Annotated in this window: 24 protein-coding genes and 1 other annotated feature; of the genes, 22 read left to right on the top strand and 2 right to left on the bottom strand. The window is 46.4% G+C overall.

Annotated features, from left to right (window positions below):
• Positions 1–17: 17 nt before the first annotated feature.
• From MKY44_RS17840 to MKY44_RS17795, 10 genes are all read left to right on the top strand, one after another.
• Positions 18–644 carry a nucleoside recognition domain-containing protein gene (locus tag MKY44_RS17840; protein WP_341008051.1) on the top strand — a complete coding sequence of 209 codons (627 nt, stop codon included), beginning with the start codon at positions 18–20 and terminating at the stop codon, positions 642–644.
• Between the two features lie 6 nt (positions 645–650).
• Positions 651–1,184, top strand: coding sequence for a spore maturation protein (locus MKY44_RS17835; RefSeq protein WP_127550944.1), 534 nt, complete (start codon positions 651–653; stop codon positions 1,182–1,184).
• Positions 1,185–1,247: 63 nt separating this feature from the next.
• Positions 1,248–2,066, top strand: a complete 819-nt coding sequence (locus tag MKY44_RS17830; protein ID WP_341008050.1) for a S1 family peptidase — start codon at positions 1,248–1,250, stop codon at positions 2,064–2,066.
• 196 nt (positions 2,067–2,262) lie between these two features.
• A complete protein-coding gene (locus tag MKY44_RS17825) occupies positions 2,263–3,012 on the top strand; it encodes a pseudouridine synthase (RefSeq protein ID WP_062835222.1) in 750 nt (249 codons plus the stop codon).
• 134 nt (positions 3,013–3,146) lie between these two features.
• Positions 3,147–3,674, top strand: coding sequence for a redoxin family protein (locus MKY44_RS17820; RefSeq protein WP_017687661.1), 528 nt, complete (start codon positions 3,147–3,149; stop codon positions 3,672–3,674).
• A gap of 14 nt (positions 3,675–3,688) precedes the next feature.
• Positions 3,689–5,362, top strand: a complete 1,674-nt coding sequence (gene resB / locus MKY44_RS17815) for a cytochrome c biogenesis protein ResB (RefSeq protein ID WP_341008049.1) — start codon at positions 3,689–3,691, stop codon at positions 5,360–5,362.
• Positions 5,359–6,621 (top strand): cytochrome c biogenesis protein CcsA, encoded by a 1,263-nt coding sequence (gene ccsA / locus MKY44_RS17810; RefSeq protein WP_341008048.1) that lies wholly within the window; start codon positions 5,359–5,361, stop codon positions 6,619–6,621. The genes resB and ccsA overlap by 4 nt, the downstream gene beginning before the upstream one ends.
• A 138-nt stretch (positions 6,622–6,759) precedes the next feature.
• Positions 6,760–7,476, top strand: coding sequence for a response regulator transcription factor (locus tag MKY44_RS17805; protein WP_036607918.1), 717 nt, complete (start codon positions 6,760–6,762; stop codon positions 7,474–7,476).
• Between the two features lie 55 nt (positions 7,477–7,531).
• Positions 7,532–8,929 (top strand): ATP-binding protein, encoded by a 1,398-nt coding sequence (locus MKY44_RS17800; RefSeq protein WP_341009889.1) that lies wholly within the window; start codon positions 7,532–7,534, stop codon positions 8,927–8,929.
• Between the two features lie 193 nt (positions 8,930–9,122).
• Positions 9,123–13,847 (top strand): BclA C-terminal domain-containing protein, encoded by a 4,725-nt coding sequence (locus MKY44_RS17795; RefSeq protein WP_341008047.1) that lies wholly within the window; start codon positions 9,123–9,125, stop codon positions 13,845–13,847.
• A gap of 195 nt (positions 13,848–14,042) precedes the next feature.
• Here MKY44_RS17795 and serA read toward each other — a convergent pair whose 3' ends face one another.
• Positions 14,043–15,638 (bottom strand): phosphoglycerate dehydrogenase, encoded by a 1,596-nt coding sequence (gene serA, locus MKY44_RS17790; protein WP_017687669.1) that lies wholly within the window; start codon positions 15,636–15,638, stop codon positions 14,043–14,045.
• Between the two features lie 199 nt (positions 15,639–15,837).
• Positions 15,838–16,068 (bottom strand) — a binding site (T-box leader).
• Between the two features lie 335 nt (positions 16,069–16,403).
• Between serA and MKY44_RS17785 the strand changes: the two genes are divergently transcribed.
• The 3 genes from MKY44_RS17785 to MKY44_RS17775 are packed head-to-tail and all read left to right on the top strand — an operon-like array spanning position 16,404 to position 18,273.
• Complete coding sequence (locus tag MKY44_RS17785; protein ID WP_341008046.1) at positions 16,404–16,997, top strand: CPBP family intramembrane glutamic endopeptidase; 594 nt, start codon at positions 16,404–16,406, stop codon at positions 16,995–16,997.
• Positions 16,994–17,446, top strand: coding sequence for a hypothetical protein (locus tag MKY44_RS17780; protein ID WP_341008045.1), 453 nt, complete (start codon positions 16,994–16,996; stop codon positions 17,444–17,446). Before MKY44_RS17785 ends, MKY44_RS17780 begins: the two co-directional genes overlap by 4 nt.
• A 29-nt stretch (positions 17,447–17,475) precedes the next feature.
• The gene (locus MKY44_RS17775) at positions 17,476–18,273 is read left to right on the top strand and encodes a metallophosphoesterase (RefSeq protein ID WP_341009887.1); all 798 of its coding nucleotides are present in this window, start codon (positions 17,476–17,478) and stop codon (positions 18,271–18,273) included.
• A 45-nt stretch (positions 18,274–18,318) separates the two neighbouring features.
• Here the strand turns inward: MKY44_RS17775 and MKY44_RS17770 are convergent, their stop codons facing one another.
• On the bottom strand, positions 18,319–19,215 hold the full coding sequence (locus MKY44_RS17770; protein WP_341008044.1) for a polysaccharide deacetylase family protein: 897 nt from the start codon (positions 19,213–19,215) through the stop codon (positions 18,319–18,321).
• 94 nt (positions 19,216–19,309) lie between these two features.
• On the opposite strand from MKY44_RS17770, the gene MKY44_RS17765 reads away from it, so the two are divergent.
• The 9 genes from MKY44_RS17765 (at position 19,310) to MKY44_RS17725 (ending at position 25,439) form a co-directional block, all read left to right on the top strand.
• Positions 19,310–19,663: a hypothetical protein gene (locus MKY44_RS17765; protein WP_124116197.1), complete on the top strand. Its 354-nt coding sequence runs from the start codon at positions 19,310–19,312 to the stop codon at positions 19,661–19,663.
• 187 nt (positions 19,664–19,850) lie between these two features.
• Positions 19,851–20,465: a genetic competence negative regulator gene (locus MKY44_RS17760; protein WP_338587613.1), complete on the top strand. Its 615-nt coding sequence runs from the start codon at positions 19,851–19,853 to the stop codon at positions 20,463–20,465.
• Positions 20,466–20,508: 43 nt separating this feature from the next.
• Positions 20,509–21,204, top strand: coding sequence for a glutamic-type intramembrane protease PrsW (prsW, locus tag MKY44_RS17755; protein ID WP_017687676.1), 696 nt, complete (start codon positions 20,509–20,511; stop codon positions 21,202–21,204).
• A gap of 114 nt (positions 21,205–21,318) precedes the next feature.
• Positions 21,319–21,489 (top strand): hypothetical protein, encoded by a 171-nt coding sequence (locus tag MKY44_RS17750; RefSeq protein WP_165980215.1) that lies wholly within the window; start codon positions 21,319–21,321, stop codon positions 21,487–21,489.
• 121 nt (positions 21,490–21,610) lie between these two features.
• Positions 21,611–22,957 carry a germination protein YpeB gene (gene ypeB, locus MKY44_RS17745; RefSeq protein ID WP_341008043.1) on the top strand — a complete coding sequence of 449 codons (1,347 nt, stop codon included), beginning with the start codon at positions 21,611–21,613 and terminating at the stop codon, positions 22,955–22,957.
• Between the two features lie 148 nt (positions 22,958–23,105).
• On the top strand, positions 23,106–23,759 hold the full coding sequence (locus MKY44_RS17740) for a flagellar brake protein (protein WP_017687679.1): 654 nt from the start codon (positions 23,106–23,108) through the stop codon (positions 23,757–23,759).
• A gap of 63 nt (positions 23,760–23,822) precedes the next feature.
• Positions 23,823–24,047: a hypothetical protein gene (locus MKY44_RS17735; RefSeq protein ID WP_076317426.1), complete on the top strand. Its 225-nt coding sequence runs from the start codon at positions 23,823–23,825 to the stop codon at positions 24,045–24,047.
• 103 nt (positions 24,048–24,150) lie between these two features.
• Positions 24,151–24,855: a (d)CMP kinase gene (cmk, locus tag MKY44_RS17730; protein WP_315936052.1), complete on the top strand. Its 705-nt coding sequence runs from the start codon at positions 24,151–24,153 to the stop codon at positions 24,853–24,855.
• Positions 24,852–25,439, top strand: a complete 588-nt coding sequence (locus tag MKY44_RS17725; protein WP_091018056.1) for a lysophospholipid acyltransferase family protein — start codon at positions 24,852–24,854, stop codon at positions 25,437–25,439. The genes cmk and MKY44_RS17725 overlap by 4 nt, the downstream gene beginning before the upstream one ends.
• Positions 25,440–25,489 lie beyond the last annotated feature (50 nt).

Below are 25,489 nucleotides of genomic sequence, written 5' to 3'. Positions count from 1 at the left end.
AAGGGAGGATATAATCCATGATTAATCTAATTTGGCTGCTCATGATTTTAATCGGATTTGCTTTTGCAGCCGTCAACGGCAATATTGAAGTGGTCACGCAAGCTGCTTTTGATGGGGCGGCAACGGGAGTCACGGTCTGTTTTGGACTGATTAGTGTGCTTGTGTTCTGGATGGGTATGATGAAAATGGCTGAAGATGCGGGTCTACTGGCTCGTATTGCCAAGCTGCTCGGTCCGGTTGTGGGTTTCCTGTTCCCCGATGTGCCCAAAAATCATCCGGCGATGGGTTATATCCTCTCCAATATGAGTGCCAATCTGCTGGGGCTAGGAAATGCGGCTACTCCGATGGGAATCAAAGCGATGCAACAGCTGCAGGAGCTTAATCCGGACAAACAAACTGCTTCTCCTGCCATGTGCACCTTACTGGCTCTGAATACGGCCAGTATTACCATTATTCCGACAACGCTGATCGCCATCCGCTTAAACTATCATTCTGCCAATGCTACAGAGATTGTGGGAACAACATTGATGGCTACTATTATCGCTACATTTGCTGCTATAATCGCCGATCGCTGGTATCGGAACAGGGCTTTACACAAACCGCCGCGCATACAGAAAAGTGGCAATCCCGGCATGAAAGGATGAGCATCTTTGTTAACCTTCATCAACTGGATTTCCGTCTGGGCCATCCCGGTTATTATCGCGTTTGTTCCATTATATGCGTTTACCAAAAAGGTCCCGGTTTACGAATCCTTTGTTGATGGGGCCAAGGATGGATTCTCTACTGCAATCAGTATTATTCCGCATCTCGTGGGCATGATGGTCGCAATCAGCGTATTTCGTGCCTCGGGTGCACTGGATTTTGTGATTAGCCTGTTCGCTCCGCTGGTGTCCTGGATGGGTGTTCCAGGCGAAGTGTTACCACTCGGAATACTGCGTCCTTTAACGGGGACAGGCTCCCTAGCGTTTACAACCGATCTGATCAAAACCCATGGTCCCGACTCTATGATTGGACGTATGGCATCTACGATTCAGGGGAGTACAGACACCACTTTATATGTGCTGACTGTCTATTTTGGGGCTGTAGGCATAAGGAACGGTCGGTATGCACTCAAAGTAGGGTTGTTTTCAGATGTCATTGGTTTTATTGCTGCCCTCGCCATTTGTTTGCTCGTTTTTGGTTAAATGATATCTCCTTTCCTTCCGATATATTAGATATGCTAGAATAATAGCGGAGGAGAGTGAGACATGCAGAAGAGTTGGAAACGAATGCTCCGTGTCGGAATGTCAAGCGTGCTTGCTATTGCAATGCTCGCAGGGTCAACGGGGCTGGCGGCAGCTCAAGCCGTTCAGACGATACATTTTACAGGTTACTTCGATAAACAGCTGCGTGCACAAATGGCAGTCACAGCGGATTCTTTTCCAGTCGTGAATGTACGTTTGGTTAAGCAGGATGAACCCGATATGGTATATTATGATGTTGGTACCTCAATATTGATCTCAAAGGATGAAGTGCTCACGAATTATCATGTCGTTCAGAGTTTTGCTGAACTGTCTGATGGTGATGAAGGTACACTGAGTGTTGCAAGTCCGGGTTCCTTGGGTAAGCCTGTAAAGGCAAAAATTATTAAGACAGACCCGGTGACAGATATGGCACTGCTGAAGCTGGACAAGGAAATAGACGCCCAACCGGTCACGTTTGCAAACGCAAGGGATAACCAGGTTGTCTATACCATTGGATTCCCTAAAAATCCTGCTGGTGATCTTGTCATCCTGGATGAAGATTTTCCTTCAACCTACAATACGATAGCCAAAAGCAGAGTGTTCAGTTCCCAAGCTTCGGACGTTCCAGGTAAAAAGGGAATCGGCAGTATTGTGAAATCCATGGCACAAGGTAATTCAGGTGGCCCTGTTCTGGATCAGAACAACCGGGTCATTGGTATGATGACATTTGTGTACGGTGGACGTACCTATTATATTACTTCCAAGACATTGCAGACTTTCATTAAAGAGAGTACTAAACCTGCCAAAAAACAAGTTGCAGTTGCAGGAAAAGTTTCCAATTAAATGATTTGAGGAAAAGGCTTATCTTTACACCATCTGTGTTCAACAGGTCGTGTAAAGGTAGGCTTTTTTTGCGTCAATCTCAAAGGGGAAGGTCGCCTAAAATGCATATTCGTGTCGCCAGTTTGCAAAATCCTTGGATTATCCTTGTGATTTCCCTGCGTGATGGGTATCATTAGTGTGAGGTGACATGACAAACATGGAAAGATTACAAAAAATTATCGCACAGGCAGGCATTGCATCCCGCCGCAAGAGCGAGGAACTAATCCTGTCCGGCAAAGTAGAAGTTAACGGGGAGGTCGTAACCGAACTGGGTACAAAAGCGAACCCCGAAGAGGATATGATTACGGTTAATGGAAAACCAATCCGCAGTGAGAAAAAAGTGTACTTGATGTTGAATAAGCCAAAAGGTGTAATCACAAGTGCATCTGACCCGGAAGGTCGGAAAATTGTATCCGACTACCTGAAAGGTGTCAAGGAACGCGTATATCCTGTGGGTCGTCTGGATTATGACACAGAGGGCTTATTGATCCTTACCAATGATGGAGAGTTTGCACATTTGCTGACGCATCCGAAGCATCACGTACCCAAAACGTATCATGCAACGGTTAAAGGTGTGCCGCATGGTACAGCTCTGGAGAAATTAAAGACAGGCATTATGCTGGATGACGGCATGACTGCTCCTGCAGAGGTAGAGTACAAAGATGTGGATACAGCCGCTAATGAGTCGGTCATTTCCATTACGATCTATGAAGGACGTAACCGTCAGGTTAGACGCATGTTTGAGGCGATCAACCATCCGGTAACCCGTCTGAAACGGATTTCGTTTGGTGGTATTTTGCTACAAAACCTGAAACGTGGTCTGACACGTAATCTGACCAAAGAAGAAGTCAACAACCTGATTACCCTCGCACAATCAGAACCAGCCAAAAAAATGAAAAAAAGGTAATGTGAGGACACACAATTTTCATAAAACCGCCGCAGTTTTGTGACGAAATTCGCTATAATTGTTCATAGGATGTTCACAGTTGTCTTAGACCAATAAGATGCGAATGCTACAGTCACTTAAAAGGGGAGCAGCACATGGGCAAATCAAGAAGAACGGTGCAAATCGTCATTTTGTTATTGATCCTGGTGTTGGGCGGATATGCGATTACCACATCGGTATCCGGCTCGAATGGCAAGCCAAAGGAAGGGGACAAGTCTCCTTCTTTTGAACTGCTGGGCCTGGATGGTCAAGTTCATACGTCTGATGAGTACAAAGGAAAAGCGATGGTGATCAATTTCTGGGGCACGTGGTGTGAACCTTGTGTTAAAGAAATGCCTGCACTTCAGGCGCAAGCTGACAAATGGAAGGACCAGGGAGTACAATTTGTCGGAATTAATGTTGGAGAAGACCAGATGACCGTTGATAATTTTGTGCGGCAGGTTGGGGTTACGTTTCCAATCATGCTTGACCGGGAGAAAAACTCGGTTCGTGATTTCGGGATCTCTCCGATGCCAACAACATTCTTTGTATCCGACACGGGCAAAATCTCTACCATTCATATCGGGCAACTTGATTTGGACACACTTGACGCTCAAATTTCGCAACTGGCGAAGCAGCCCTGACAGGAGGTCTATTCGTGTTCCAAAATACCAAATGTGAGTGCGGACACCAGAATCCGGTAGGCACTGTACTATGTGAAGCATGTGGGAAACCGCTGCTGGAGTCTGAAGCTAAATCGGATGAAGTGCTGGAAATGCGTTATGATGGCATGGCGCGCCGTTCACAGCGTAGTAATCCCAACATCATTGACCGCATATGGAACTTTTTTTCATCCGTCAAAATTGCCGTCTATATGATTGTTTTTACGCTTGTAGGTTCTATGCTTGGTACAATCTATCCGCAAGAAAGTACATTCTTGAATATTGATCCTTCCGTGTATTACAAAGAAACATACGGTCAATTGGGTCATATCTATTATCTGTTGGGTTTATCCCATACATACGAATCCTGGTGGTTTATTCTACTGCTGGTGCTGATTGGGGCATCATTGGTGATATGCAGTCTGGATCGCGTTCTACCGCTCTACAAAGCACTGAATAAACAGAGAATACGTAAGCATACGCAATTTTTGACAAGACAGCGTCTGGTGTACCAAGGTACCATCGAAGAGGCACCAGAAGACTGGATTAAGAAAGCGGTTACTCCGTTGAAAAAGAAAGGATACCGCGTACACACCCAGGGTGATGCATTACTCGCCGAGAAACAGCGATTCAGTCGCTGGGGCCCATATGTCATCCATATTGGACTCATTATATTTTTGCTGGCGGTGCTTGCACGAGGACTTCCTGGTCTGAATCTGGATGAGCATGTCGCTTTTCCTGAAGGTGAGATCAAAAAGATCCCGAATACGTCGATGTATCTGCAAAATGAACAGTTTAATGTTGAATTCTACAGTGAGGAAGAAGTGCCTGAGCAATTCCGTAACCTGAATAAGACTGTTCCAAAACTTTTTGAAACAAAAGTTGTTTTGTATGAATGTACAGCAGATTGTTCGGATCTTTCGAAGAAACCTCAGTTAGCTGAGGTGGCCAGACATGATGTGCGGGTGAATCATCCATTGAATTATAACGGTCTGAAAGCCTATCAGTTTGATTATGATCTAACACCCACCATTCGGTCCGTAACGCCTGATCTGGTCAATACAAAGACGGGTGAAGTATATGGGCCAATTAAGATCGATATGGTAGATACCCAAAGAACATTTGAAGCTGGTCCTTATAAGCTCACGGTAAAAGAAAAGTTTATGGACTTTGGATTAGATGAGAATGGTCAGCCCAAATCAAAATCGCCTTCACCTAATGCACCTGCTTTTCTCTTTCTCATCAAGGGACCGGATCTGCCCGAAGAGGGGATACAATATCTGTACTTTGCGAAGCAGATTGATAAACAACGGTTTCAACAAGATGCGATTAACCAACAGTTGATTGGAGCTGAGATTCCTTTACAGCTGGAAGTAGACAGCATGGACAAGGTCGATATTATTCAGTCCGTAAGTTATCTCAATATAAGAGTGGATAAGGCAATGCCTTTTGTCTGGGTAGGAGCCGGTATTGTCATGTTGGGTCTGGTCATGGGTTTTTATTGGCATCATCGCCGCATCTGGATTCGTTTTGATGATCAACAGCTCACCTTGGGTGGACATACCAACAAAAACTGGTTTGGCTTCAGGCGTGAAGTTGCGGCCGTGTTAAAACAGATGAATCTGGAAGTTGAAGAGAAGTCGTTGGATAACGGGGGGAACCAGGCATGAATTTATTGGATTTCAGCAGCGACGCATTTATTGTATCTTTCTTTCTCTATTGTGCTGCATTCTTGTTATATGCTGTCGCGGTCATGGGCAAAAAATGGAGTAATCGTGATCCTCTGGACCATATGAATCGCTGGGGTAAAAGAGCTTTTATCGCTTCAACTGTTGCCTTGGCGGCACATATCGTATTTTTTGTAACCCGATGGGCTGGGGCAGGTCATATCCCGGTTAGTAACATGTATGAGTTCATGTCTTTTCTGTCCATGATGATTATGGTTGCATTTATTGTTGTATATGCCATATACCGCAAGTCATTACTGGGTTTGTTTGCGTTACCACTTACCATTATTATTATGGCGTATGCCGCTGTATTTCCTCAGGAGGTACAACCATTAATCCCGGCACTTCAGTCCATCTGGCTGAAAATTCACGTGACGTTGGCCGCGCTTGGTGAAGCATTCTTCGCCGTGGGTTTTGCCGCAGGGTTCATGTATTTGCTCCGTACTGTTGATTTCAGTGGTAAAGACAAGTCTTCAAGACGTCAACGAGGATGGGTTGAATTCACCCTGATTACAATCGTTGTAGTCATCGGATTTATCGGAACGGTATTTGCCTTTCGTACAGCTGGTTACGAGGCGGTTTTTGTGCAGAAAACGGTCAGCATTGACACAGAGGTACAGGAAAATAGTACAATAGAGAAAGTGATTTATCGCATGCCTCCGATTTTTGCACCATATAATAGCGAAGTGGAGAGCATGACACCGTTTCTTGGCATGAAAAAACCTTTACTTGAGACGCCTTCCTGGATGAACGGGGTAAATGCCGGGCGCAAGCTGAATACGGTGGTTTGGTCACTTATTGTAGGTCTGATCCTGTATGGAATTGTACGACTTCTTGTGCGCAGACCACTTGGACAAGCGTTACAGCCAATGATGGATGGAATCGATGCGGATGATCTGGATGAGATAAGTTATCGCGCGATTGCCATTGGTTTTCCGATATTTACGCTGGGAGCATTAATTTTTGCCATGATCTGGGCTCAGATTGCCTGGAGTCGCTTTTGGGGTTGGGACCCCAAAGAGGTGTGGGCATTGATTACATGGCTATATTATAGTGTGTATCTGCATTTGCGTTTATCCAGAGGTTGGCAAGGTCAGAAGTCTGCATGGCTTGCAGTTCTTGGCTTCCTGGTGGTCATGTTTACGCTGGTTGGAGTGAATCTGATCATTGCCGGATTACATTCTTATGCTGGAGCTGACTAGGACAGACTCGTATTGCAAAGGTTTAGTTTAGAAGCGGGAAACACAAATGTACCTTTTTATTGAAGGTATTCAAATATTGTTCGCCAGATCGAACATAATAGAAGTGATGAGGAGTTATTGCAAAGGGGCTGGAGAGGCATGGCTGAACATGAGAATCGAATACTGGTCGTGGATGACGAAGAGAGAATCCGCAGGCTTTTGAAAATGTATCTTGAAAAAGAAGGTTATGAAATCGATGAAGCTGAGGATGGGGAAACTGCACTGCGTAAAGCAACAGCAGGGGACTACGGGCTGATTTTGCTTGATGTGATGTTGCCGGGTATGGATGGAGTTGAAGTGTGTACCCGTCTTCGTCAGGTGAAATCAACGCCGGTTTTGATGCTCACCGCAAAAGGTGAAGAGATTAACCGGGTTCAAGGCTTCGAAGTTGGCGCTGATGATTATGTTGTAAAACCATTCAGCCCGCGTGAAGTGATTTATCGCGTCAAAGCGATTTTGCGTCGAGCTTCCGCGACAGCTTATCTCTCCAAGGAGAGCAATTCGAGTAACAACATCGTGTTCCCGCATCTGGTAATTGAGCATGATGCCCACCGGGTAACCGCTGGTGGCGAAGAGATTAGTCTTACACCAAAAGAATATGAATTGCTGCACTATCTGGCAACATCTCCCGACAAAGTTTTCTCCAGAGAAGAATTGCTCAAAGATGTATGGAATTACGAATTCTTTGGCGATCTTCGTACCGTGGATACGCATGTGAAGCGTCTTCGCGAGAAACTTAACAAGGTATCGCCTGAATCGGCGGCCATGATTACGACGGTGTGGGGTGTGGGTTATAAACTGGAAGTACCGAAGTAGTTTTAGTTTCTGGAGATCACTGGTCGGGAAGTTATGGATCACTATTATCTGCCTTGTGGGTTGTGTACTTATAGCGCTGGGTCTTTTTTTGCTGCCCTACATTGATACGAACTTTGCAGAATCCGAATCCAGAGATATTAAGCGGTTGTTCACCTATATCTGTATTATCGGATTCAGTTTAACCACGTTTTTTGCATTGTTTCTATTCACTAAAATAACGCAGCCCATGCAGCAATTGATTCAGGCAGCCAATGCGATTCGCAAAGGGAACTACGGAACGCGTCTCTCCCTGGTAACGAGTGATGAGATTGGTGAACTTGCCAACACATTTAATCATATGGCTGCCCAACTGGAAGATAATATTCGAAACCTTAACCATGAGAAGGAACATCTGGCGAGTGTGCTTCGCAGCATGACCGATGCGGTGGTTACATTTGATGGTGAAGGCAAAGTTATTCTGACGAATCCGCCTGGAGAGAAGATCATGCAGACATGGTATGATCTCGATTGGGCAAAAATGGACGAAGGACAAGATTCCGAGCAGTCCGACAAGTCTTCGCGTGATGTACCTGAGCCCCTTCTTCCTTTGTTCAGAATGGTGATGGAGCAAGGTGGGGACCAGAACTCCAATGTTCATGTACAGCAAGGTGTCTGGTCTGTTCAGATGGCACCGTTGTATGCTGACAGTGTGGTCAGAGGGGCTGTGGCTGTCTTAAGGGATGTAACAGAAGAAGTGCGTCTGGAGAAAATGCGGCGTGATTTCGTTGCTAATGTATCTCATGAGATACGAACTCCGCTATCCATGATGCAAGGTTACAGTGAAGCCCTTTTGGACGGCATGGCAACCTCACCGGAAGAGAGCGAAGAACTGATCCAGGTCATTCATGATGAGTCCCTGCGGATGGGCAGACTGGTTAAAGACTTGCTTGATCTTGCGCGGATGGAAGCTGGACACACGGACATGGTGATGAAAGAAGTTGACCTCGGAGAACTACTTGAACGTGTATATCGGAAGTTCTCGGTGCGTTCAAAAGAACAGGGAATTCAACTGCAATTTAAGTTCGAACAACCAACTATTGAACTTCAACAAGCAGATGAGGATCGACTTGAGCAAGTATTTACGAATTTGCTGGATAATGCGTTCAGACATACACCTACTGGCAAAAATGTAATGATCTCAGCAGAGCGGGTCACTTATCTTCGTGCTCCATTTGTCAGAGTTTCTGTGAAGGATCAGGGTGTAGGTATCCCTTCATCCGACTTGCCATTTATTTTCGAACGATTCTACAAAGCAGACAAGGCTCGTGTTCGGGGAGAAAGTGTGGGTACGGGGCTTGGTTTAGCGATTGTGAAAAATATTGTTGATGCGCACCAAGGCATGATTACCGTCAATAGTGTGCTTGGCGAAGGAACAGAGTTTATTTTGCAATTTCCTTTGGATTCATCGAAATAGCCTGAATTCATACAAAAAGTGCGGAAACACCCTCTTATGGAGGGTGTTTTTTTGTTGAAGACTACCGTTTAATCTTGTTCAACGTGGAACAAGAATGGTCTTTTTTTGACTAAAAAGAGTGTCCAAGATAATTTTCCTTCCTATGTTACATAAGCTTGAAAAGCAAGCAAGATAGAGGAGGATTGAGTTAAGCATGTCCGATGATCGAAAAAGGGTCAATATTAAAGCTTTCCTGGAAGGCAGATCTTTTAGAGCAGGCTCTCCGTTTATTCCAATAACCACAAGCGAACTGGAGCAGTTTGAATCCATACTGCGTTCTTTGGCTGTGGCTATTCCTGCTGCAATTAGTCAGCCGACTTCAGCCAATATACTGTCATTACAGAATGGATTACGCCAGTTACTTACTTTTGTAAATCAATCCGGATTTCGTGCCGGAGTAAAGGCTGAATTACAAGCCGTATTGGAATTAACGATTGCAGGTTCAGAGGTTGTCCCTGTTCCTCTTATTAATCTCGCAGGTAACTTGCAAAACTTACTGGATGACTTGTTAAGTGTGACGCTGCTTCTTGAAGTACCACCTGCAGAAAAAGATAAACTTGTGGGATTAATTCGATCGATCTCCATATCGTTAAGCCGGGCGACGACAACTCTTGGAACTGGTGGGATTACCGGACCAGCTGGCCCACAAGGAGTGCCAGGAGTCCCGGGGGTACCAGGTGTCCCAGGAGTCCCTGGGGTGAAAGGGGCTACTGGAACACCTGGAGGAATTGGACCAGTAGGACCGGTTGGCCCAGTTGGTCCACAGGGAGCACAGGGTCCGGCAGGAGCACCAGGTGTGGGTTTGAACAATATTACTGCATATGATCCTGCACTGGGACCAACTTATGCTCAAGGTCAAGTAGTAAGCTACGAGGGTAGTCTTTATGTTGCTAATGTAAACGGTCCATTGGGTACACCCGGAAGTTCTCCAGACTACACTCTTTTACTGTCGGGTGGAACCAATGGAGCAACGGGAGCAACCGGAGCTGGTTTGACAGGAGCCGTGGCATTTAATGCAGCGCTCGCCCCGGGTTATCCAGCAGGTCAAGTAATTACGTATAACGGTAGTACTTACATTACGAGTGTAGCTGGTCCTCTAGGAACACCGGGATCTTCATCGGATTACACATTAATCGCTGCTGCGGGGGCGACTGGTGTTACTGGAGCCACAGGTGCAGGATTAAGTGGCATCGTGCCATTCGATCCCGCATTAGCCCCAACATATCCAGCTGGACAGATCGTCACGTTTGGTGGCAGTACTTACATTACAAATGTCGCTTCGCCAACGGGTACGCCAGGAAGTTCGCCAGATTATACATTGCTTGCAGGTGCAGGACCTACAGGAGCCACAGGTGCATCAGGTGTAACGGGAGCAACCGGGGCGGGATTGACAGGCCTAGTGCCATTTGATCCAGCCGTCGCCCCAACGTATCCAGCGGGTCAAGTTGTAACGTTCAACGGCAGTACGTATATCGCGAATGTGGCGTCACCAACCGGAACTCCGGGCACCTCACCAGATTACACGTTGCTTGCGGGCGCAGGAGCAACGGGAGTTACAGGAGCAACCGGCATTGGTGGAACGGGAAGTACCGGAGCTACAGGAGCATCGGGCGTAACAGGAGCGACAGGTGTGACGGGTGCAACTGGCGTTGGAGTTACAGGAAGTACCGGAGTGACAGGAGCATCAGGGGTAACGGGAGCGACAGGCGTAGGTTTGAGTGGCATTGTACCATTCGATCCAGCCGTAGCCCCAACGTATCCAGCGGGTCAGGTTGTAACGTTTAACGGCAGTACGTATATTGCGAATGTAGCATCACCAACCGGAACGCCGGGGACTTCACCAAATTACACGTTGCTTGCTGGCGCGGGAGCAACAGGCGTAGGTTTGAGTGGCATTGTACCATTCGATCCAGCCGTCGCCCCAACGTATCCAGCAGGTCAAGTCGTAACGTTCAACGGTAGTACGTATATTGCGAATGTGGCATCGCCAACCGGAACGCCGGGGACTTCACCAGATTACACATTGCTTGCTGGAGCAGGAGCAACGGGTGTGACAGGTGCAACTGGAGTTGGGGTGACAGGAAGTACCGGAGCATCAGGGGTAACAGGAGCGACAGGCGTAGGTTTAAGTGGTATCGTGCCATTCGATCCAGCCGTAGCCCCGACGTATCCAGCTGGTCAGGTTGTAACGTTCAACGGCAGTACGTATATTGCGAATGTGGCGTCACCAACGGGAACGCCGGGGACTTCACCGGATTACACGTTGCTTGCGGGCGCAGGAGCAACGGGTGTGACGGGTGCAACTGGCGTTGGAGTAACCGGAAGTACCGGAGTCACAGGAACATCGGGCGTAACAGGAGTGACAGGTGTAGGTTTAAGTGGTATCGTACCATTTGATCCAGCCGTAGCCCCAACGTATCCAGCGGGTCAAGTTGTAACGTTCAACGGCAGTACGTTTATCGCTAATGTGGCATCGCCAACCGGAACGCCGGGGACTTCACCGGATTACACATTGCTAGCGGGCGCAGGAGCAACGGGAGTTACAGGAGCAACCGGCATTGGTGGAACGGGAAGTACCGGAGTCACAGGAGCATCAGGCGTAACAGGAGCGACAGGCGTAGGTTTGAGTGGCATTGTACCATTTGATCCAGCCGTAGCCCCGACGTATCCAGCAGGTCAAGTCGTAACGTTTAACGGTAGTACGTATATTGCGAATGTGGCATCGCCAACCGGAACGCCGGGGACTTCACCGGATTACACGTTGCTTGCGGGTGCGGGAGCAACAGGTGTGACGGGTGCAACTGGTGTTGGAGTAACAGGAAGTACCGGAGTCACAGGGGCATCAGGGGTAACGGGAGCGACAGGCGTTGGTTTGAGTGGTATCGTGCCATTCGATCCAGCCGTAGCCCCAACGTATCCAGCGGGTCAGGTTGTAACGTTCAACGGCAGTACGTATATTGCAAATGTAGCATCGCCAACGGGAACGCCGGGGACTTCGCCAGATTACACGTTGATCGCTGGAGCAGGAGCGACAGGTGTGACGGGTGCAACTGGAGTTGGAGTAACGGGAAGTACTGGTGAAACAGGAGCGACTGGTCTTGTAGGGTTGACTGGGGCGACGGGGATCACAGGAGCCACGGGACTAAGCGTAACGGGATCTACAGGAATAACTGGAGGAACCGGGGCAACTGGTGAAACAGGAGCGACTGGTCTTACAGGGTTGACTGGGGCGACGGGAATTACAGGAGCCACGGGATTAAGCGTAACAGGAGAAACTGGAGAAACTGGAGGAACCGGGGCAACTGGTGAAACAGGAGCGACCGGTGTTGCAGGGTTGACTGGGGCGACGGGAATTACAGGAGCCACGGGATTAAGCGTAACAGGAGTAACTGGAGGAACTGGGGCAACTGGTGAAACAGGAGCGACTGGTCTTGTAGGGTTGACTGGGGCGACGGGAATTACAGGAGCCACAGGAGTAAGTGTAACAGGTAGTACTGGTGCTACAGGGGAAACAGGAGCAACAGGATTGACTGGCGCAACGGGAGTAAGCGTAACAGGAGCAACGGGAGTCGGCATAACAGGAATTACCGGAGCAACTGGTGTCACTGGTGAAACCGGAGCGACAGGTATAACCGGGGCAACTGGTGCGACGGGGGAAACCGGAGCCACAGGTATAACAGGAGCAACGGGAGTTGGCGTAACGGGAAGTACCGGGGCAACTGGTGCGACTGGGGGAACAGGAGCCACAGGTATAACAGGAGCAACGGGAGTCGGCATAACGGGAAGTACCGGAGCAACTGGTGTTACGGGGGAAACCGGAGCCACAGGTATAACGGGAGCAACGGGAGTCGGCATAACGGGAAGTACTGGAGTTACTGGTGCGACGGGGGAAACCGGAGCCACAGGTATAACAGGAGCAACGGGAGTCGGCATAACAGGAAGTACCGGAGTTACTGGTGCGACGGGTGGAACTGGAGCGACAGGCATAACAGGAGCAACGGGTATCGGCATAACGGGAAGTACCGGAGCAACTGGTGTTACGGGTGAAACAGGAGCGACAGGTATAACGGGAGCAACGGGAGTCAGCGTAACGGGAAGTACCGGAGCAACTGGTGTTACGGGTGAAACAGGAGCGACAGGTATAACGGGAGCAACGGGAATCGGCGTAACGGGAAGTACCGGGGCAACTGGTGCGACTGGCGTAACGGGAAGTACTGGAGTTACTGGTTCGACGGGGGAAACCGGAGCCACAGGTATAACGGGAGCAACAGGAGTCGGCATAACGGGAAGTACCGGGGCAACTGGTGCGACTGGCGTAACGGGAAGTACCGGGGCAACTGGTGCGACTGGCGTAACGGGAAGTACTGGAGTTACTGGTTCGACGGGGGAAACCGGAGCCACAGGTATAACGGGAGCAACGGGAGTCGGCGTAACCGGAAGTACAGGAGTTACCGGAGCAACAGGTGCAACCGGAACATCTGTAACATCTAACTCGGCTTTTGCTGAGAACACTAATGGTACGATTGTTGTAATATTGGGTGGTACACTCGTTCCATTACCGAATAACCAAAATATTGGCACAGGTATAACCGTCAATGGGACAAATGACACCTTCACACTGACCAACGCAGGTCGTTACTATATCTCATACAAAATAAATCTGACAGCTGCACTTGCTATCCAATCTCGGGTTTTACTTAACGGTGCAGCAATTCCAGCGAGTGTAGTATCTCCAGTACTTTCTCTCAGTCAGCTGCAGTCTGATTTTATGGTTACCGTTACCGCTGGTTCTACAATACAGTTACAATTATTCGGGCTTGTTGGCGCAGCCGTTCTGTCTCCTCCGGGGTCTACACTAAACATTATTCAGTTAAGTTAATAGTTCGATAACGTATTAATACTATTTCCCAGTGGGCAAAAGAAGCGGACTTCATATGGTGGTGATGGGCACCCCTTTTCCAATTCCACAAATATTTTGTTTGCAAACTTCTTCACCGATATTTCAGCGGGTACACGAAAAAAGACGGGACCACGAGGGTCCCGTCTTTCCTTTTACATATAGAAATATATTTGATTATTCCAGAACAATTTCAACAGCAGTATTGATTTCAGGCAGCGCAGCAAGCTGCACAAGCACATCTTTTGGAACAGCTTTATCTACGGTCAGAATCATGATCGCTGCACCACCAATAATTTTACGTCCAACCTGCATGGATGCGATGTTGACATCGTTTTGTCCAAGCAGCGTTCCTACACGTCCGATAATACCTGGTTTATCGTTGTGGGAGATCAAAATTTGATGACTTTCCGGAGCGATATCTACCGGGAATTTGTCCAGACGAACAATACGTTCTCCATAACCTGCAAGCAATGTACCTGCTACACGACGTTCCTCAGCATCCTGAGTTGTAACCAATGTTACGGTAATCAGGTTAGTAAATCCTTTAGTTGTTGAGGTTTGGCTTACAACCACATTCAGATCACGGATTTTGGCCAGATGCATGGAGTTGACAATGTTGGCTTCCCCACCCAAATGTCTGGCGAGAATCCCTTTCACAATGTAACGTGTGAGAGGAGAAGTATCTACTTCAGAAAGTTCACCAGCATAGTCGATCCGAATCTCCTGCACTGCATTTTGTGTAATCTGTGCTGCAAAACTACCCAACGTTTCACCCAGTTTGAAATACGGTTGCAATTTGTTCATCACGGTTGGTGCAACAGCAGGCATGTTAACTGCGTTCTTGAACGGTTCATTGCGCAGAATATGAAGAACTTGTTCCGATACATCGATAGCCACATTCTCTTGTGCTTCTACTGTGGACGCACCAAGGTGAGGAGTAACGATAATGCTTGGGTGATTCAGGAACGGGTGATCAGCGGCTGGCGGCTCGCTTTCGAATACGTCAAATGCTGCACCAGCAACAATACCTTGATCAATGGCTTCGACAAGTGCCATCTCGTCAACTACACCACCACGAGCACAGTTGATGATACGCATGCCTTTTTTCATCACTTCGAATTGTGGACGTGAAATCATATGCCGTGTTTCCGGTGTTAATGGCGTGTGAACGGTCATGAAGTCCGCATTGCGAATGATATCATCTACACTAGCCAACTTCACTTGCAGCTTCTCGGCACGCTCCTCCGTGAGGAACGGGTCGTAAGCAAGAATGTCCATTCCGAATGCTTTGGCGCGCTTGGCAACTTCACTACCAATCCGTCCCATACCCAGTACACCCAGCGTTTTATTTCTTAATTCCACACCCAGGAAGGTTTTACGATCCCACGTACCCTGAATAGTCTTGGCATATGCCTGAGGAATGTGTCGTGCCAATGCCATCATCATGGCAAACGTGTGCTCACAGGTTGTGATGGTATTGCCATCAGGTGCATTAATAACGATGATACCGCGCTGTGTAGCAGCTTCCAGATCAATATTATCTACGCCAACACCTGCACGTCCGATCACCTTAAGGTTGGTACCAGCCGTCATAATACGATCTGTAACACGAGTCTGGCTGCGAACCAAGAGGGCATCATATTCACCAATAATGGCAACAAGTTCATCTTCACTAAGACCGGTTTTCTTCTCAACAACAACATCATTTGCATCCACCAGTTGCTGGATCCCCAGATCACTGATTGGGTCCGACACTAACACTTTGTACATGGTTTCTTCCTCCTTAGGTATGTGTATCTATATCGTCAAGGTCTGACCTCAGCGAAGAGGTATTCCTTAAAACCAGGTTGATTCTTCCGCCCAACAACGCGGTGTCGCAACAGAGGGGGAAGGTGAAGCAAATAGAGTGATCCCACAGATATCCTTTAAAATAAATCAAAAAACTCTCAATCCACATACTGCTTGCGCAATAAGGGACGAGAGTTGTCGTGGTACCACCCTAATTCACCGCCGTTTCGCAACGACAGTCTTAGCGGTCAATGAAGACCGAAGAGGATAACGGGTCTAAACCGATTGCACCTACTCCAATTTCAATGCAATAACTCAGGAGCGCTCAAGACCATTTGCCTGCCACCGATTCACACCTACCATCGGCTCTCTGTAAGACGAAGCAACGTCTTTTTTCCATCATCGTGTTTAACGTGACTAATTTTTTCATAATGTATCATGGCTGACATGAGCATGTCAATAGGCTTAAATGTTTTAAAATGTTTTGCAGATGTCTTTAGATTCACACATAAACAGAGTCACCATAAGTAATACAATAGTTAATATACCTACCACAAGAAGATGGAAAGTAAGCTGTTTGGTGAACTGGATTTTACTGCTTTAATGAAGTAATGGCACGGACATATAACCAGGACTTGGGGCAGGTCTTGAACCTAATTGGTTTTTTGGCTATCATTTAGTATACTATCCGATTGGAGAACGTAATTGTTATCCATCAAATTTAACTCAAGAGGACAGACGCATCCGATGAAAAAATTCAAGTTTCCCAAGTTCAAGATTCAGAAGGCTGAGCCACAGCAGCTTACCGAGCGTTTGCTTTTAATCAATCTATACTTTACACAAGGTCTGACACTTATTATCGGAGTTGTGTGGATCTTATTGCAGAAACGAAACTTGTTAGATGTACTCGCATGGCCTGACAATTACCAATTTATATGGTGGGGTCTTGGTCTTGCAGGAATAATGCTTGTTATGGACTTGGTACTGTCGTATGTTATACCTCAGGAAAGCATGGATGACGGTGGAATTAACGAGATGCTGTTCCGTGGGCGTCCGATCTGGCACATTGTATGTATAGCCGCCATTGTTGCTGTGTGTGAGGAATTATTATTCCGTGGAGCCATCCAACATGCCATCGGTCCTTACTGGACAAGTATTTTATTTGCAGTTATCCATATTCGTTATTTGCGCCACTGGATTCCAACAGGATGGGTGTTTGTCTCAAGTTATGGATTGGGTTGGATTTACTTGCAGTCCGGCACATTATGGACGCCTATATTATGTCACTTTATTATTGATTTGGTGTCCGGATTAGCGATACGTTTTCGGAGGGGATCATGAATCAGCCATTAAGTAGAATGAAGACATATGGCAGTCAGCGCCATCGTCAATCGGATAAAAAAGAGAAATCCGAGCGTCAGGTGGCTTCTCAAGTAAGCATCGTTGCTGAAACGGCAGCAGCTGCTGAGGTTGGCGGAATCACACCAATTACTTCCGTTTCTTTACCTAGATCACAGCGCAAGCCTTATACAGAAAAACTGGAAAGTCCAGTACTTCCTCAAAGGGCACCAGCACGCTCCAAAAAAACGCCAAATTCAACGGAAGAATCGATCCCTGAAGCGGGTTCGCTTCCTACACGGACAGAATTACATCCTTCACGTCGGTTAAAATTGAGCAAGAGGTTTGTCAATTCACTCATTTTTATTTTTGTCATGTTAACGATTAGTCTGGTTTGGTGGGGGGTTGAAGGGGCACCCGCTCTGAATACGTTCCTTCCCTTGCCGTGGTAATGCTTTTACTCGCAGGTTTAATCATTTTGATGGGAGTTGTACTACTTTTTCATATGTGGCGTGAAGCCCATATACATCAAATGATTGAAGAAGAGATTGAAGTGCCTCATCTGCCAACATCCTTTGACGGGGCTATAATTTTGTATGTATCTGACACGCACAAGCGCAAGCTGAAGCAGAAGGATCTGGCAAACGTTAAAAACAAGGTGGACTGGGTTCTCATCGGCGGGGATGTTGCGGAAAAAGGAATCTCATGGTCTTTAGTTAGACATAACATGAAAATTTTATCGAACATTGCTCCTTCATTTACGGTGTATGGCAACCATGACAAGAGGGCTGGTACCGCTCAACTTTCGCGAATCCTTCGGGAATCGGACGTTAAACTCCTGCAGGATAATGTGGAATATTTGCAAAGGGGTAACGACAGATTGAGCCTGATCGGCATAGACTATCGTTCCAAACAGGGCGATGTATTACTACAGCAGATCGGTAACCGTTTTTGCAAAATTGCTATCGTTCATGATCCTTTGCAGGCCCTTCGCTTGGAAGAAAATGCAGATCTTATTTTAAGCGGTCATACACATGGCGGACAATTGGTTTTACCATTTTTCGGACCTGTGTTCCTGAGCAAAGCGTATCGTCCTGTATCGAACGGGTGGTACTCCCTGAAGCGAAGTCCGGAGGAAGTTCACCAAGAAGGCAAAATGCTTGTTAGCAGAGGATACGGTACAAATCATCTTCCTCTCCGACTAAGTTGTCCTGCGGAGATGCATATCATCACGTTAAGAGAGCCTGCGGAAAAAGCACTCACAGAGAAACAGCCTTGATCCAATGGATCAGGGCTGTTTTATTTTAATGTGCAAAATTACAATTTAACGAGCTTCCAATTCAATAGCACGCGGATCAACAAAGGAATAACCTTTCTTTTCGAGCTTGGTCAGCAACTCATCCAATGCTTCAACTGTCCATGGCAACTCGTGCATCAAAATATTGCTTCCAGGATTTAACTGGTCCAATACATTTTGAATGACTTTTTCCGGTTTGTCTTTGGTGCTTTTATCCCAATCGAGCGAACCATTAGACCAAGTCATATATAACATGCCATTTTTCTTCACAGCAGCCTTCAGTGCATCATTTCCCGACCCAAAAGGTGGACGGAAGAATTGCGGTTCCTCACCAATGGTATCCTTCACAATTTTTTGGACATCTGTAACCTGTTTTGTCGCCTCAGCGTTGGACATTTTTTGGAGATCCTCATGATCCCAGGCATGATTGCCTATAATCTGACCCCGTTCATGTATGAGTTTGAGCAATTCCGGATGGCTTTTCACCCGATATCCATTGACGAAAAATATCGCTTTAGCGTTATGTTTATCTAAAGTATCGATCAGTGAAGTAATCATTTTTTCTTCTTTGGGTCCATCATCAAAAGTTAACAAGACCACTTTGTTTGGGCTCGCTTCATCGTTTGGTTTAATATAATAATTTTCATTCATATGGTACGTCTTTTCCACTTTCTCTTCTGTAGAAACCTTCTCCGAAGATTCAGGTTCTTCTTCTGTCGCAGTTGAATCTTCCGTTGAAGGCTCGGGCACACCAGTTCCGGGTTCTTCTGTTTCAGTTGGGTTAGAGTTACCTTGCTCTTCTTGAACTGTGGTAGTTGATTCGCCTGCTGGTACGGAATTATCAGATGTTTTTTCTTCCGCTGTCCCACAAGCTGACAGCAGCAAACTTGCAGCAATCATCAATGCGGCGGTATGTCTAAACATGATTTCAACTCGCTTTCCTGTATTTATACGGAATGAGATCGCTCACTACCGCAAACACTAAATATGATTTTAACACTTGAAGGAGGTTGGTGTAATGAAGACGTCATCCTTTTTTTGGGGCATTGTCATTGGTGTTGCAGCCAGTTCATGGTTGTCCAAAGGCAAATTGCCCATGATGTCATCGGGTTCATCACGAAATATGATGGATCAGGCAAAACATAAGATGATGGAGATGACTTTCCCGGGTATGGATGGGTTCACAAGCAAGCAAAATCAACATGGTGAATCACACAAAAATCCAGCAGCAAAAAGCGCAAGAGCAATTACACCGCAGGAAAAAGAAGCGAATATGAGCATGCTCAAAGATTTTATTCGCACCAATCCGGATGTGAAGCATGAAGTTGAGCAAATTTTAAGTCAAACAAACACAACAGTACCGGGTTTATAAACCAAAACCTCCAATTAGAATCATCCACAGTCTGGATTGGCTGTGGAATGATTCTTTTTTTGTCGATTTTACTTCGTGCATTTAGAGGTATAAAATGATAACATAACTACATAGATTTATTTTCAGCACATATTGTTTTGTGCTTCATAATCTGTTATAAGACTTGCTTATAAAGGGGAGATCCTGTATGAAAATAGAACGACTAAGTCACGATAAGATACGGATTTTCCTGACCTTTGACGATCTGAGCGAGCGCGGAATACAAAAAGAAGATATGTGGCAGGAAATACCTAAGGTTCATGAACTGTTCACTGAAATGATGGATCAGGCCTATTCCGAACTTGGATTTGATGCCACAGGTCCACTCGCTGTCGAAGTATTCGCACTTCCCGCTCAAGGGATGGTTGTCATTGTCACACGTGGAAAATATGATCCGCAACAATATGGTTCAGGTCATGAAGATGATCTTCCTGAAGAAGTATATGAAATGGAAGTTACACTCGAGCAAAGCGATTCCATCGTTTATGCATTCAAGGACTTTGAAGTGCTCATTGAAGCTGCACATATGTTGCGTCAGCATGTTACGGATGCTGGGAGACTTTATTCTTATAAAGACAAGTGGTTCTTGCATTTTGAGCCAGATGAGGTAGATTCCACCAAACATGCGGCATTGATTGCTTTGCTTGCTGAATTTGGTGAAGGCTCCTCAATGACTCCGGCAGTTATGGAAGAGTATGGTAAGGTTGTTATTCCTGCACAAGCGATTGATGTTATCTGCACCCACTTCAAACGCCAGGATTAATCTCTAGTTGTAATCGCGTCTTTAGTCAGAGGAGGGAATTTCGGTGCTTTTGTTTTCGGTCTTAGCGGCAGCAGTTGCTCCGGGTCTCGCCTTGTTAACATACTTTTACCTGAAAGACCGTTATGATTATGAGCCACTTCATATGGTATTGCGGGTTTTCCTCATGGGGATTCTGATGGTACTGCCTGTGATGATTATTCAGCGTGGCATGATGATGTGGCTCGGGGATAATCCTTATCTTGAGGCCATTATGATCTCAGGTGGTGTGGAGGAATTCGTTAAATGGTTCGTTCTTTATCATATCATCTATAATCACACCGAATTTGATGAGCCGTATGACGGGATCTTATATGCAGTAGCTGTTTCACTTGGATTTGCCACTGTAGAGAATGTGTTGTATGCCTTTGCGGGGAATGCATCCGTCTCAGCCATGTTCCTTCGGGCACTGCTCCCTGTTTCAGGGCACGCTATGTTTGCGGTAATCATGGGTTATTATATGGGTAAAGCCAAGTTTATCGGTGGTAAGAAAAAGCGGTGGTATCTGGTTCTTTCTCTGGTGTTACCTTTTTTCTGGCATGCATTGTACGATGTCATCATGAACACCATGGTGAATCATTGGTTGTGGTTTATAGCGCCGCTAATGGCGGGCCTGTGGTATGGGGCAATGGGTAAAATCACACGAGCTAATAACCGTTCTCCTTTTCGTTTTGTGAAGCGGGAGGAAGAGGTTAAATTATAAAAATACGGACACACTGGTGGACATAAAGCGCATATTGCGCCTATGGCTCCGGTGTGTTTTTATTTTTACAGATAAACTCCCGGGGAATGACCAACAGAAACGGAGATCGTTGTGATGAGAATTAAAATTAAAATCAGATGCAAACAATGCGGTGAACGATTTACATTACGAGGCAAGAAAGAACGGGGCCGGATTGAGACGGGATTCAAGCAGTGCCTCTGCGATAACAGAGACCAGTTCGAAATTGAAGAAGAGGGCATGGCAACTGGGATTCAGCTGAATTAAAAGGAGGACCCAGACAGTACTTTAGCAGCCTGCTTGTGTAAGGACTGGAAATCGCATGCATAAGAGATCTTTCTTCGATCCACAATAGAGGTAGTGGTTTAGAAGAAAGGAGACTCTACCGATGTATAGACGATTAAGTTCAGTTATGTTTCCGATATTTGCGGTTCTGCTGGTCGGTGCGCTCGTGTGGGGCTATCAGGAGAATCAGGAGAAGAATGCAATTCTGATCAAGGCAGAGAACCAATATCAGCGTGCCTTTCACGATTTATCTTTTCATATGGACAAATTGCATTCGGAGATTGGTAACACCTTGGCGGTTCACTCTACTTCACAGGGGATGCATCGCAAAGGTTTGATGAATGTATGGCGACTCACCAGTGAAGCGCAGAATGAGATCAACCAACTGCCACTCACCATGCTACCATTTAACGAGACAGAGGAGTTTCTCTCGCGTATTTCGAACTTTGCCTATCGGGCGTCGATGCGTGACTTGACGAACGAACCGCTAAGTGAGAAGGAAATGGGCAACCTGAAAAAGCTGTATCAGAATTCATCCGAGATTACCAAGAATCTCCAGGATGTGCAGCAGAAAGTGCTGACGGACCGATTGCGCTGGATGGATGCAGAGACTGCCATGGCAACACAAGAGCAAACCATGGACAACACGATCGTTGATGGTTTTCGTACTGTGAACAAAAAGGTACAGGAATACCCGGAGCTTGATTGGGGTCCTTCCGTATCCAATATCTATGCAAAACGATCAGTCAAGAAACTGGACGGCCTGCCGGTGACCAAAGAACAGATTCAAAGCAAGGCTGCAAAATTCTCTGATGCGGATAGTAGCAAAATCCAAGTGCAGGAGAACGGTAAAGGAACAGACTGGGAGTCGTATACTGCCACGATTGATCATGCCAAGAATGGCAAACTGATGATGGATTTCACGCGTAATGGCGGAATGCTGATTTCTTACAGTGATACGCGTCCAATCGGAACCAAAAAAGTATCTCGTCAGAATGCCATGGCTAAAGCAGATCAATTTCTAATGAACAAAGGTTATAAGGATATGAAGGCTGTAAACTACGATGAATATGGTAACCTGGGTAACCTTACTTATGTGCGTAAGCAAGGGGACACGTTGATCTATCCCGAGAAAATGTCAGTTCGTGTAGGTTTGGATACAGGCGAAGTTACCGGCTTCCAGGCGAGTGACTTTGTCTACGAACATAATGACAAGCGCAAAATTCCGAAAGCAACTCTTACAGAGCAACAGGCGCGGAAAAAGCTTAATTCGGAGTTCGAAGAAAATTATGTTCGCAAATCCCTGATTGAGAATGATTACAGCAAAGAAGTATTATGTTATGAATTCGGAGGGAAAATTAACGGATCCCGTTACCGGATATACATTAATGCGAATACAGGATTAGAAGAAGCGGTTGAAGAGATCAAACCGGTCAATGCAACCTCATAAAAAGATGGATAATTTGAATTTGGAGTTGGGCGAATAACTGCAGCAGACCACGATGTGGTCTGTTTTTTTCTTGTTCAATGTGAGAAAGGTCATGGTATAATAGTCCTTGTACATACGAAGATAAATACATAAAGTGGCGGTGAACAGCTTGTTTCCTAAAATAAATGAAATTTTATACATCCAGATTGCTTCTGCAGATGAAAAAGAGGAACACAAAGAGTACAAATCACGCATTGCAGATATGGATGACAGCAGTTTTCTGATTGAGGTCCCGATGCAACAAGGAAGCAGCCGTCTGAAAAGGCTCTTTTTCGGAGAGGAATTGTCCATTTCATATATTACGGAGGATGGGGTCCGGCATTATTTTAATACCTATGTCACGGGATTTGAGGAAGATGTGGTCCGTCTTGTCCGTATCCGCAAACCGCTTCCGAGCGATATATCCAAAATACAACGGCGCAGCTTTCTTCGTGTTCATGCAAACCTCGAATTGGCCATCCAGAGTGAAGACCTGACCCGTGCCGTCGGATTGACTGAAGATATTGGTGGCGGTGGATTGTCCATCTACGGCGAAACAGGTTTTTCAATAGCTGAAGGTCAAAAACTGAAATGCTGGTTGCTGGTTCCCTACCGGAATTCAACCATTGAACATGTGAATTTTGAAGCTGAAGTTGTGCGGATCAAAACCCTGGAAACCGGCAGACAGCTATGCATGCTGAAATTTGTGCAGATTTCAGATTCGGAGCGCCAGAAAATTATCAAGTTTTGTTTCGAACGGCAACTTGACTATCGCACGAAATAGGAATGTTGTGGCATAAAGAGAGGGAACTGCGGGTACCGTAATGAAAAAAACGGAGGTATTGCCTTGAATCGTCGTCATGCAACCCGCAGATATGAACGACTTTATTATGTTTTCTCCAGGCGAATGGAACGAAAGGTTACGATTCTGATTACAGTCCTTCTAATCCTGCTTGTGGTATATCAATTGCTGCTGTTGGTACCAGGATTCAAAAAGAATTTGACCACCATTGACCGCCTGGAAGGAACGCCAATTGAAGTGCAAACGATGAATGATTACAAACGTCGTTGATTTGTCTGTTTTTGCATCCATGTGTAGAGTGTGGTATAATTTTCACGATGCAGGCAATGCCTGTTTTTTTATTGAGGTTTATCGTTTGAGGAGGAATGCCCCGTTGGCAAGCCAGAACACATCAGAGAACGGGAAAATGAACGTTGCAATTGACGGACCTGCCGGTGCCGGGAAAAGCACGGTGGCCCGATTGGTTGCAGAGGCGCTCGCGTATGTATACGTCGACACAGGCGCAATGTACCGTGCGGTAACCTTGCACATGCTTCGGAATGATATTGCGCCGGAAGAAGTGACACAGGTACTTCAGGAAGCCCAAAAGCTGGTCATTGATTTACAACCGGATCCCGACGGACAGAAAGTGTTCTGTAATGGGGAAGAAGTAACCTCGGAAATCCGCTCCCGTGAAGTGACGGGAATCGTGTCCCGATATGCGCAAATCGAGGGGCTGCGTACGCAATTAGTGGATACTCAGCGGCAAATGGCTTTGCGCAAGGGCGTCGTCATGGATGGACGCGATATCGGAACGACAGTACTGCCCGATGCGGAAGTGAAAATCTTCATGACTGCCAGTGTGGAAGAGCGTGCGCTTCGCCGCTTCAAAGAACTGGACCCCTCTGAAGGACTGACGTTGCAACAGCTGGAGCGAGACATTGCCACCCGTGACAGATTGGATGAGAATCGGGAAATTTCCCCATTGCGTTGTGCTGAGGATGCTATCGTCCTTGATACAACGGAGATGAACATTCATGAAGTGGTTGACAAAATCGTATCTTATTGCACAATGGTCAGAGGAGAGATCGGTCTATGATTTACACATTTTGCAGCACATTACTGCGGATCATTTATACCATTCTTTTCCGCTTGGAGGCCGTTGGACGGGAGAATATTCCGAAAGAAGGCGGCGTACTTTTATGTTCCAATCATATTAGTAACTTCGATCCTCCAACCGTTGGTATCAAAATTCGCCGTCAGGTGCGTTTCATGGCCAAAAGCGAATTGTTTGAAATTCCGGTACTCGGCCGAATTATTAAAGCCGTGGGCGCTTTCCCCGTTAAACGTGGAGGTGTCAGCAAGGAATCTATCAAAACCTCACTCAATATTTTGCGTGATGGTCAAGTGCTTGGAATCTTCCCCTCGGGAAGCCGTCACAATGATGGAGGTATCGGCAAAAAAGGGGCAGCGAGTTTTGCTCTCCGCAGTGGCGCTACAGTTATTCCTACTGCTATTATCGGTAACTACAAAGTTTTTCGTAAGATGAAAGTTGTATATGGAGCACCAGTAAGTTTGGACGAGTTCAAGGAAGACCCATCTGGAGAAGCTCTGGAGAAGGCGACTGAAAAGATTATGTCCAAGATTAACGAAATGGTGCAAACGGGCGTGCCAAGCAAGTAATGGTTTCGTCGGTAGCTGAGTGCATGTTTCCATATTTTTGAGGGAGACTA

Source organism: Paenibacillus sp. FSL R7-0026 (assembly GCF_038004485.1).
GTDB classification, from domain to species: Bacteria; Bacillota; Bacilli; order Paenibacillales; family Paenibacillaceae; genus Paenibacillus; species Paenibacillus xylanexedens_A.
This window is presented reverse-complemented; position numbering and strand designations above follow the sequence as displayed.

Bases quoted from the DNA above. Each gene is read 5' to 3' on its own strand.
- MKY44_RS17785 (WP_341008046.1), top strand. From the start codon at position 16,404: ATGAAAAAATTCAAGTTTCCCAAGTTCAAGATTCAGAAGGCTGAGCCA.
- MKY44_RS17765 (WP_124116197.1), top strand. From the start codon at position 19,310: ATGAAGACGTCATCCTTTTTTTGGGGCATTGTCATTGGTGTTGCAGCC.
- MKY44_RS17780 (WP_341008045.1), top strand. From the start codon at position 16,994: ATGAATCAGCCATTAAGTAGAATGAAGACATATGGCAGTCAGCGCCAT.
- MKY44_RS17775 (WP_341009887.1), top strand. From the start codon at position 17,476: ATGGGAGTTGTACTACTTTTTCATATGTGGCGTGAAGCCCATATACAT.
- MKY44_RS17770 (WP_341008044.1), bottom strand. From the start codon at position 19,215: ATGTTTAGACATACCGCCGCATTGATGATTGCTGCAAGTTTGCTGCTG.
- MKY44_RS17840 (WP_341008051.1), top strand. From the start codon at position 18: ATGATTAATCTAATTTGGCTGCTCATGATTTTAATCGGATTTGCTTTT.
- MKY44_RS17820 (WP_017687661.1), top strand. From the start codon at position 3,147: ATGGGCAAATCAAGAAGAACGGTGCAAATCGTCATTTTGTTATTGATC.
- ccsA (WP_341008048.1), top strand. From the start codon at position 5,359: ATGAATTTATTGGATTTCAGCAGCGACGCATTTATTGTATCTTTCTTT.
- MKY44_RS17795 (WP_341008047.1), top strand. From the start codon at position 9,123: ATGTCCGATGATCGAAAAAGGGTCAATATTAAAGCTTTCCTGGAAGGC.
- ypeB (WP_341008043.1), top strand. From the start codon at position 21,611: ATGTATAGACGATTAAGTTCAGTTATGTTTCCGATATTTGCGGTTCTG.
- MKY44_RS17830 (WP_341008050.1), top strand. From the start codon at position 1,248: ATGCAGAAGAGTTGGAAACGAATGCTCCGTGTCGGAATGTCAAGCGTG.
- serA (WP_017687669.1), bottom strand. From the start codon at position 15,638: ATGTACAAAGTGTTAGTGTCGGACCCAATCAGTGATCTGGGGATCCAG.
- MKY44_RS17805 (WP_036607918.1), top strand. From the start codon at position 6,760: ATGGCTGAACATGAGAATCGAATACTGGTCGTGGATGACGAAGAGAGA.
- MKY44_RS17750 (WP_165980215.1), top strand. From the start codon at position 21,319: ATGAGAATTAAAATTAAAATCAGATGCAAACAATGCGGTGAACGATTT.
- MKY44_RS17725 (WP_091018056.1), top strand. From the start codon at position 24,852: ATGATTTACACATTTTGCAGCACATTACTGCGGATCATTTATACCATT.
- MKY44_RS17760 (WP_338587613.1), top strand. From the start codon at position 19,851: ATGAAAATAGAACGACTAAGTCACGATAAGATACGGATTTTCCTGACC.
- MKY44_RS17825 (WP_062835222.1), top strand. From the start codon at position 2,263: ATGGAAAGATTACAAAAAATTATCGCACAGGCAGGCATTGCATCCCGC.